A 9,105-nucleotide genomic window follows, 5' to 3' on the forward strand; every position below is an offset into this window, starting at 1 on the left:
CCCGTTATTTTACCATTTATTAGCGGGAGAATACCCGAGGCAACTCCATGTAAAGGATCACCTAACTGAAATGGATTGTACACATTGTACATAACGATTGGTGCATCTGTAAGTGTACGGGTTTCTGCGATAATCTCACCTATGTTAAGAAAAACTTTACTGGTAAGCAGTTTTTGTTGCAGTAATTTCTGAAACAAGCCTGGATTTTGACCGCTCTCCAAACTAGCGCTTTCCAATATTTCCAGTAAATCATTATTTCCAATGGTCAAAACAACATAATCGGCATGCTTTAACGCTTGGCGATATTTTTGGTCTGTTTTTAATGCAGTCAATAGTTGATCTGTTTGCCACCCGGGAACTCCAAGGTTTCTAACCCGTAAATCACCATCATCTCCAATTAAATATGGATAAGCAACTTTTGCAGGGTTATGGTTAGTCTGCCCTAAGTTGTAACCGAATGGTATTGAGTCACCAAGGGCCACAAGTGATTCCTTACCATTATTACTTTTCGCATTCGAGGTTGAAGAAAAAATCACACTAAGAATTAACACGAATGCCAAAGCCTTTAAGATTTTACTTGTCAAAAAAACACTTCCTTTCTTTCTATCATCTACTAGACAGTATAAATAATAGAAATGGAATAGTCTGTCGAAACTTGCTGTTTAAGGTAAATAATTTTACATAAATGTTAACAGTGCTTTTACCAAACGCGAGGGTTGAAATATACGATAGCTTGATATAGACTAAAGTTAATTGAATAGTTATCAAGAGTGACCGAGAGAACTGGCTTAAAGACGTCACAGCAACCTGCTTAAAGTAAGGTGCTACCAACCAGCAAGGCGAATGCTTTGAATGATGAATCGGTATAAAATCCCTTTTTGCATTTCATTGCAGGAAGGGATTTTTAAGCAGTTAAGAAAGTATAAGTCCTTTCTTACTGCATAAGTGCAACTAAGTGGCCATAATGCTTGGCGATAAGCCAAGTTTTCTACACCGATGATGGAGCATAATCAAGGTCAATTGAACAAATTAAGAAATAAAGGATAGGGTGGGAGCATTATGAAAAAAGATATTTATGTAGTGGGAGCGGTCATCATTGGAAATGAGAAGATTATGTGCGCACAGAGAGGGTCAACCAAATCCCTGCCACATAAATGGGAATTTCCAGGTGGAAAGATAGAGAAGGGTGAGACTCCTGAAGAAGCGTTGAAAAGAGAAATCAATGAAGAAATGCACTGTAACATAAAAATTGGTAAACAAGTGGAACATACAGTTTACGAATACGATTTTGGTACTGTTCATTTAACTACATATTACTGTGAGCTAGTTGATAAACACCCGGTTTTAACAGAGCATGTATCAATTAAGTGGTTGCTTCCAAGTGAGCTTGATTCGCTGGACTGGGCCCCAGCTGATATTCCAGCAATAAGGAGAATTTCCAGTGAATTAAATTCATAAGTTAGTTTAAAGTCAATATAAATGATAGGTTTTTGAATTATTGAAAAATAAGTTTGAAATCTTAAAACCAGAGGAGTAAGATTAACCTATATATGGTAATGATTGGTGGTTAATATGGAGAACTTTATACGAAACCTGGAAGCATCTTTACATAAAGGATTTATTGATCAAACACATACTAAATCAGGTAGTTTTACTCCCAAGCTGCTCGTAAACAATGTAAAACTAAATGAAAGCGTGCTAACTTCATTACTGGAGGAATTGGAAAACAGCAAGTCATTTATTTTTTCGGTTGCTTTTATTACAGAAAGTGGACTTGCAACACTGAAGTCGCACTTTCTGGACTTAAAAGGTAGGGGGGTAAAAGGGCGCATTCTAACGTCTACCTTTTTAAATTTTAATCAACCTAAAGTTTTTAGAGAGTTAATGAAAATTACGAATGTAGAAGTCAGGCTAACTAACTTAGAAGGATTTCATTCAAAAGGATACATATTTGATCATGGTAAGTATCACTCTCTTATAGTTGGCAGTTCAAACCTAACAGCGCAGGCATTAAAAGTGAACTATGAATGGAATGTGAAACTTACATCTCATGGGAATGGAGAAGTGATCCGCCATTTCAAGAGTCAGTTTGAGAGTGTTTGGGAAAATGCAATACCACTTAACGATAACTGGATTAATAGTTATGAGGAAACGTATTCCCCAGTTGATTATAGATCGGCAAAAAAGATTATTGAGTTACCTGCTGATTACAATGCTAATCCTCTTAATGATGCACTGAAAATTAAACCAAATAAGATGCAGGAAGTGGCACTATCAGAAATACAGAATCTAAGGGATGCTGGCCACAATAAAGGGTTGGTTATTTCAGCAACAGGTACCGGAAAAACATATCTATCCGCATTTGATGTAATGCGATCTGCACCGAAAAAGATGCTATTTATCGTTCATCGTGAACAGATACTCAACAAGGCAAAGCAGGACTTCCAAAGAATCTTAGGTGGTTTAGACAAAGATTTCGGGATATTATCTGGTTCAAGTAAACAAACCAATGCTAGGTATTTATTTGCAACTATACAAACCATTTCTAAAGCAGAAACATTACAGCTATTTGATCGGGAAGAGTTTGATTACATTTTAATTGATGAAGTTCATAAAGCAGGTGCTAAATCCTATCATAGGGTAATTGATTATTTTAGACCGAAATTTTTCATGGGTATGACAGCTACGCCCGAACGAACTGATGATTTTAATATTTACGAGCTGTTTGATTACCATATTGCATATGAAATACGTTTGCAGGAGGCCTTAGAGGAAGATATGCTCTGTCCTTTTCATTATTTTGGAGTTACGGATCTTGAGTATAATGGCGAAATTATCGATGACACAACATTACTGTCTAAACTTGTTACCGAAGAGCGTGTAAATCATATAATCGATAAAGTAAATTACTATGGATTTTCTGGTGATAGAGTAACTGGATTGATGTTTTGCAGTAGAAAAGATGAAGCATATAAACTATCAGAAGCACTCAATGAGAAGGGGTTCTGTACAGTTGCATTAACAGGTGATAATTCTCAAGAAGAGAGAAAATATCAGGTTAACAGACTTGAAAATGGTGTACTGGATTATATTATTACAGTAGATATATTCAATGAAGGGATCGACATTCCGAGCATAAATCAAGTGGTTATGCTAAGACAAACGCAATCAAGTATCATCTTTATCCAACAACTTGGCAGGGGACTTCGTAAGCATGGTACAAAGGACTTTGTTACAATAATCGATTTCATTGGAAATTATAAAAATAACTATTTAATTCCAGTTGCTCTTTCAGGGGATAAATCACAGAATAAGGATAATGTGCGACGACATACTACTGAAACCAGCTATATCAAAGGTATTTCAACTGTTAATTTTGAGGAAATTGCGAAAAGTCAAATCTACAAGTCCATCAACAACAGTAATTTAACAGCAATGAAAATTTTAAAGGATGCATTTGTGGAGTTGAAAAATAGAATCGGAAGAGTACCATATTTAATGGACTTTATTACAAATTATTCAATTGATCCAGTAGTTATTACGGATAAATACAGTAACTATTATTCTTTTTTATTAAAAATGAAAGAAGAAGTTCCTAGGCTGACAGTCTATGAAAATAGTGTTTTAACAATGCTTTCATCAGAGGTTTTAAATGGCAAGCGTAAGCATGAATTGATCCTATTGAATTTATTGCTTAAATTTGGAAAAGTTGATTATCATGAGTATCTTACTCATTTAACTGAAGCGGAATGTCATGTTGATGAAGCTACTTTAAACTCAGTAAATCGCATATTTGATTTATCTTTTTTTACACAAACTGATAGAAATAAATATGGAGAAGAAGCGGTTATAAGTCTTGATGAAGATAAAACTTATAATTTCAATAGCTCAATACAACAGAGTCTAAACTCAAATGAATACTTCAAGCATATGGTGATTGACATTATTCAAAGTGCAATGAAAAAGTGTGAGAAATACGACGTTACCAAGCCGCTAACACTATATGAGAAATACTCCCGTAAAGATGTTTGTAAGCTGTTAAATTGGGAGAAGGATGAAAGTTCAACAATGTATGGCTATAAACCTAAGCACCAAACTTGTCCTATATTTGTTACTTACCATAAAAATGACGAAGTAGAGTCTAGCGTAGACTATGGGGATGAATTTCTAAGCCCAGAACTACTAAAGTGGTACACGAGAAGTAACAGAACATTACATTCAAATGAAGTCCAAAAAATAATAAAGGCTAAAGAAAACGGATTTGGCGTTCATATTTTTATGAAAAAAGATGATGATGAAGGAATTGGATTTTATTATCTGGGACAGGCAAATGCTGATAAGAATAGCGTTCAGCAAGACACGATGGAGGATAAAAACGGTAAGGAAATTCCAGTTGTTCAAATGAATATGGTGATGGAGCAATCTATCGACAACAAACTGTACAAATATATTATAAATGGAACAGATGGTTAGAATAAATTGAGAGACTGGAACACTTGCAAAGGAGAATAAACATGCACAAACACCTATTCCTATTCGGGGGAGGACCTCCATTCACACCAAAGATGGCAAGCGAATTTGCAAAAATAGCAGCAGAAATGAAAAAACCTGTAGCTATTTTATTTGTCGAGCGGGACGGTTGGGAAGCATACATGCCCAATTATACAAATGCTTTAAGAGAAGCGGGTATAGACTCGTTTCATATATTGCCGCTTCCTTCAACTTCAATTAGTGAAGTGATTGATTGTTTGAAGGATAGCTCGGGTGTTGTGATTGGTGGTGGAGACACGAATTTATATGCGGATTATATTGTGGATACAGCGATATCAACCGCAATTAAGGAAAGGTATGAGTTAGGGTTACCTGTTGCGGGTTTTTCTGCAGGATCTTTAATAAGTCCCGAAGTATGTATCTTATCACCAAAAGATAATGTTAAGAATGAATTTCAACAGCGTATAGGTTTGGGACTGATCTCGAATTTGGTTGTCTCGGTTCATTTTTCACAGTGGAATGATGAAGAACATTTAAGAGAGGCATCAAATAGGTACAGCGGATTAAATAACTTTGGTATAGACGAAGAGACAGGTATCTATTTTTTAAATGGGCAGTTTGTGGCTGCAGAGGGTTATGGAGTTTACAGTATTGAAAATGATAGCTTAATAAGTTTGCATAGAAATCAGAAAAAGTAAGCCATAATATACTAGAGTATGTAAGAACCCTTTCTATTATAGCTTAATTCATTTTGCATCATAACTTTAATCACATGAATATTTTCCCGGGATTCAGAAGACCTTCTGGATCTAGCATGTTTTTCATACCTTTCATAACTCCAACTGCTTCTCCGTGCTCAGCTTTTTGGAATTTCATCTTTCCTAGTCCAACACCGTGTTCTCCCGTACAGGTTCCGCCAACTTTAATAGCACGCGTTGCAAGGGCTTCATTTGTAAATTCAGCCTTTTCTTTCTCACCTGGGTTGTTCGGGTCAAATACGATGATTGTATGGAAATTCCCATCGCCTACATGTCCTAATATGCCACCGTTCAATCCGCTTTGTTCAATAAGCTCCCGTGCATAGATAACGAGTTCTGGTAGCCGTGAAATTGGAACACAAACATCTGCACCTGTATCAACCATTCCCTGTATATGTGAGTAGGCATATGATAGTTCATGGCGAGCTTTCCAAAGTTCCTTCTGATCTTTTGGGTTATCAGCTATTTTCCAGTCCTGACAGCTAAGATCATGCATTAATTCTTCTGCTAATTTTATCTCCTCTTCAACAGCAGCACTTAATCCCGCAAATTCAAAAAACAAGGAGTGCTTAACTGGATAATCGTAACCCCCATACATATTAACCTGTGAAATACTTTGCGCATCCACTAGTTCCATGCGCATCACCGGAATCCCGCTTAGTAGAATAGTTTGAGCGGCTAGGGCGCAAATTTCCGGCATTTCAAAGGTACACCGCGCAACCATTGTAGATTCTGGAATTCCGTGAAGGCGTAACGTTACTTCTGTAATTATCCCTAATGTACCTTCAGAGCCAGCGAATAAACCCGTCAGATTGTAACCAGAAGATGACTTTTTAGCGTGTGAGCCAGTATGAATCACTGTGCCGTCGGCTAATACTACTTCTAAATCAAGTAGTTGATCTCGCATAGAACCGTAGCGTACAGCAGTTGTACCGCTTGCATTCGTCGCAACCATTCCTCCAATCGTCGCATCTGCACCAGGATCAATTGGAAAAATTAAGCCCTGACGATTTATTAATTTATTTAATTGTAGCCGTGTAAGACCAGGCTGTACGGTAATCGTCATATCACCTGGTGAAAAGTCCACTACAGCGTTCATATTTTCAAAGTTGATCGTAATACCCTTGTGAATAGGAATTGCCTGTCCTTCTAATCCAGACCCTGCCCCGAAAGCTGTAACAGGCACATGATGCTCATTTACAATTTCTAAAATATTTTTAATGTCTTTCCTGCAGTGAGGAAAGCAGACTACCTCTGGTTCGACAGCTATATGGGGCGACTCATCATGGCTGTGACGGAACAATTCAGATTCATTTTGACTGACTTTATCTGCTCCGATTCTATCAATAAGATGTTGAATAAACATTGTAAATCCCCCTTGAAAAAATTATGCCTTGCTTCTACATAGCAGAGAAACAAAACAGGAGAGAAATTATCCCTCCTGTTTTGTTTCTATAACCTCATCTCAGTTAATAAATAATATGAGCAATTAAAGCGATAATTGGTAATGAGATTAATGTACGTTCCATGAATATAAGGAACAAACGTCCAACACCTACAGGAATTTTTGAAATGATTAAAAGGGTTCCCATCTCGGTCAAATAAATAATTTGAACAAGTGATAGCGCTGCAATCACAAATCTTGTAATCTCAGCGTCTATTCCTGTTGCTAGAACAGCAGGAATAAACATGTCAATAAACCCAACGATAGTAGCGGGAGCAGCCTCAGCAGCTTCTGGAATCTGCAAGAGCTGCAAAATTGGAACCATTGGTTTGGAAATGATCTCAAAGACTGATGTAAATTCGGCAATGATTAGTGCGATCGTACCTATGGCCATAACTTGTGGCATTAATACAAATATAATACCTAGAAATACGTCGGTTCCTTGTTTTATTTGATTTTTAAGTGAACCTGCATTCTTTGCTCTTTTAATAGCCTGGTCAAGTCCCCATCTAAATTTAGAAAGACCTTCAGGGATATTTTCACTATAAGTATTTTCCTTCGTGTACGTATCTGGAATTTTGGAAAGCGGTGGTATCCTTGGAACAATAACAGCACTTACTACTCCTGCTATACAAATTGTTAAATACAAAGGAAGGAACATATGATTAATATCTAACATCCCTGCTATTACAAGACAGAAGGGGAGAGACACGGTTGAGAAACAAGTAGCAATTGCGGCAGCTTCTCGACCTGTATAAAAACCATCGCGGTGTTGCTCTCGTGTTATTACAACACCAACGTTCACGTTTCCAACCCATGAAGCTAACAGGTCAATTGCTGAACGTCCTGGCAAAGTAAAGAGAGGTCTGATTACTCCTCGGAGCAATGTACCAATAAACTCCATCGCGCCAAAGTTGATAAGGTATGGCATTAAATAAGAGGCAACTAAAAACCATACAATTAAAGAAGTAAGTAAGCCAAACATCACTTGTCCAGTAACCTCGGAATTTATTAAGTTAAAACCTACATTGTAAAACGTCATGAATGCAAAGGCTGTACCTAGTATTCTAGTAACTGTCCAGAATATGGATACATTGAACAAGGAGTTTAATAGATTTGAATTTAAGATTACTTTCGGTTTAAATAAAGTTGTAATTAATGTAAATAAACCTGAAATTAATATCACGTACGTAACAATTGCAGGTAGAAGATCAGCTAGTAAAACTATTATAAATTCTGTTATAATCCCGAGTGGTATGTTAAATGTGCCTCCAATAAAAACGGGAAATAGGAAGATAAATACACCGAATAAAGAAGGAATTAAAAATTTCATTAACCCTTTTTTATCAATTCCTTTATTTATTTCACTCTCATTTGATTGCTTCAAATTACTACTCATTTTCAAACCCCCTTTTATTATATAAAACCTTGCTCCACTATCCCCTTATAAAGTTGCTAAAACCTCATCAAGTACATCTAATCCATGATTAATTTGGCTCTTTGTAACAGTTAAAGGAGGAATCATTCGAATTACTTCACCCGAGTTCCCACAAAGATAAAATAAAACCCCTTTCTCTAAACATCTATTCAATACTTTCATTACAGCATCGCCGTCAGGTTTACCTGTCTCAATGTCTTTAAGAGCAATTCCTATCATTAGACCGACCCCGCGAACATCATCAATAACGGAATACTTTTCTTTCATTCGTGCTAATCTTTCAAGTGCATGTTCTCCCATTAAGTTAGTGTTTTCTAAGAGTTTTTCTTCCTTAATCACTTCAAGTGATGCGCGGGCCGCTGCGCAGGCTATTGGATTACCACCAAAAGTAGTGCCATGTGCACCTAATGGCCATTGATCCATTAGCTCTTTGGAAGCTATTGTCGCACTAAGAGGAAGCCCTGCAGCTATTCCTTTTGCTACTGCCATAATGTCCGGCTTTACGTCAAATGTTTGTGCAGCAAACCAGTTTCCTGTACGTCCAAATCCAGTTTGGACTTCATCAAAGATAAGTAATATGTCATGACGATCACATATTTCCCGGATTTTCTTCAACCAGGATTTAGGAGGGATAATATACCCACCTTCACCTAATATAGGTTCTAAAATCATACAGGCAATCTCTTCTGGATCAACTTGATGTTTAAACAATGTTTCCGCATCCCTTTCTAACCTTTCTGCAAAAAACACCTCTGGATCCATGCCTTCTGGGCAATCTTCTGGGTGCGCGTATGGTAATTGGTATGTTAGCCATGAAGGTTGTTGGTGCTTCCGATATTTACTTTTTGATGTTGAAACACTTAATGCACCTATAGATCGGCCATGAAAACATCCAGTGAATGAAACGGCATACGGGCGCTTTTTTACATACTTCGCTAATTTTAATGCGCCTTCAATGGCTTCTGTCCCACTGT

The 9,105-nt window shown here is 37.0% G+C and carries 7 protein-coding genes and 1 riboswitch; of the genes, 3 read left to right on the forward strand and 4 right to left on the reverse strand.

Annotated elements, in window-relative coordinates:
- On the reverse strand, window positions 1-584 hold a 584-nt coding region (locus ACOI1D_RS19850), incomplete at its 3' end, for a GDSL-type esterase/lipase family protein (RefSeq protein ID WP_422503743.1).
- A 174-nt stretch (window positions 585-758) separates the two neighbouring features.
- Window positions 759-862: riboswitch (SAM riboswitch) on the forward strand.
- Between the two features lie 197 nt (window positions 863-1,059).
- On the opposite strand from ACOI1D_RS19850, the gene ACOI1D_RS19855 reads away from it, so the two are divergent.
- The 3 genes from ACOI1D_RS19855 to ACOI1D_RS19865 all read left to right on the forward strand — a co-directional run bounded on the left by ACOI1D_RS19855 (window position 1,060) and on the right by ACOI1D_RS19865 (window position 5,189).
- A complete protein-coding gene (locus tag ACOI1D_RS19855; protein WP_422503744.1) occupies window positions 1,060-1,458 on the forward strand; it encodes a (deoxy)nucleoside triphosphate pyrophosphohydrolase in 399 nt (132 codons plus the stop codon).
- A gap of 114 nt (window positions 1,459-1,572) precedes the next feature.
- Window positions 1,573-4,473: a DUF3427 domain-containing protein gene (locus ACOI1D_RS19860; RefSeq protein WP_422503746.1), complete on the forward strand. Its 2,901-nt coding sequence runs from the start codon at window positions 1,573-1,575 to the stop codon at window positions 4,471-4,473.
- Window positions 4,474-4,514: 41 nt separating this feature from the next.
- A complete protein-coding gene (locus ACOI1D_RS19865; RefSeq protein WP_422503748.1) occupies window positions 4,515-5,189 on the forward strand; it encodes a Type 1 glutamine amidotransferase-like domain-containing protein in 675 nt (224 codons plus the stop codon).
- A 70-nt stretch (window positions 5,190-5,259) separates the two neighbouring features.
- Here ACOI1D_RS19865 and ACOI1D_RS19870 read toward each other — a convergent pair whose 3' ends face one another.
- The 3 genes from ACOI1D_RS19870 to ACOI1D_RS19880 all read right to left on the reverse strand — a co-directional run.
- Entirely contained in the window at window positions 5,260-6,615 is a 1,356-nt protein-coding gene (locus tag ACOI1D_RS19870) for an FAD-binding oxidoreductase (protein WP_422503750.1), read from the reverse strand.
- A 103-nt stretch (window positions 6,616-6,718) separates the two neighbouring features.
- Window positions 6,719-8,092, reverse strand: a complete 1,374-nt coding sequence (locus tag ACOI1D_RS19875) for a YjiH family protein (RefSeq protein WP_422503752.1) — start codon at window positions 8,090-8,092, stop codon at window positions 6,719-6,721.
- A 45-nt stretch (window positions 8,093-8,137) separates the two neighbouring features.
- Window positions 8,138-9,105 (reverse strand): aminotransferase class III-fold pyridoxal phosphate-dependent enzyme (locus tag ACOI1D_RS19880; RefSeq protein WP_422503754.1); only part of this gene is annotated, 968 nt, incomplete at its 5' end.

The sequence above is a fragment of the Virgibacillus sp. DJP39 genome, from assembly GCF_049310925.1.
GTDB lineage: Bacteria > Bacillota > Bacilli > Bacillales > Amphibacillaceae > Virgibacillus_F.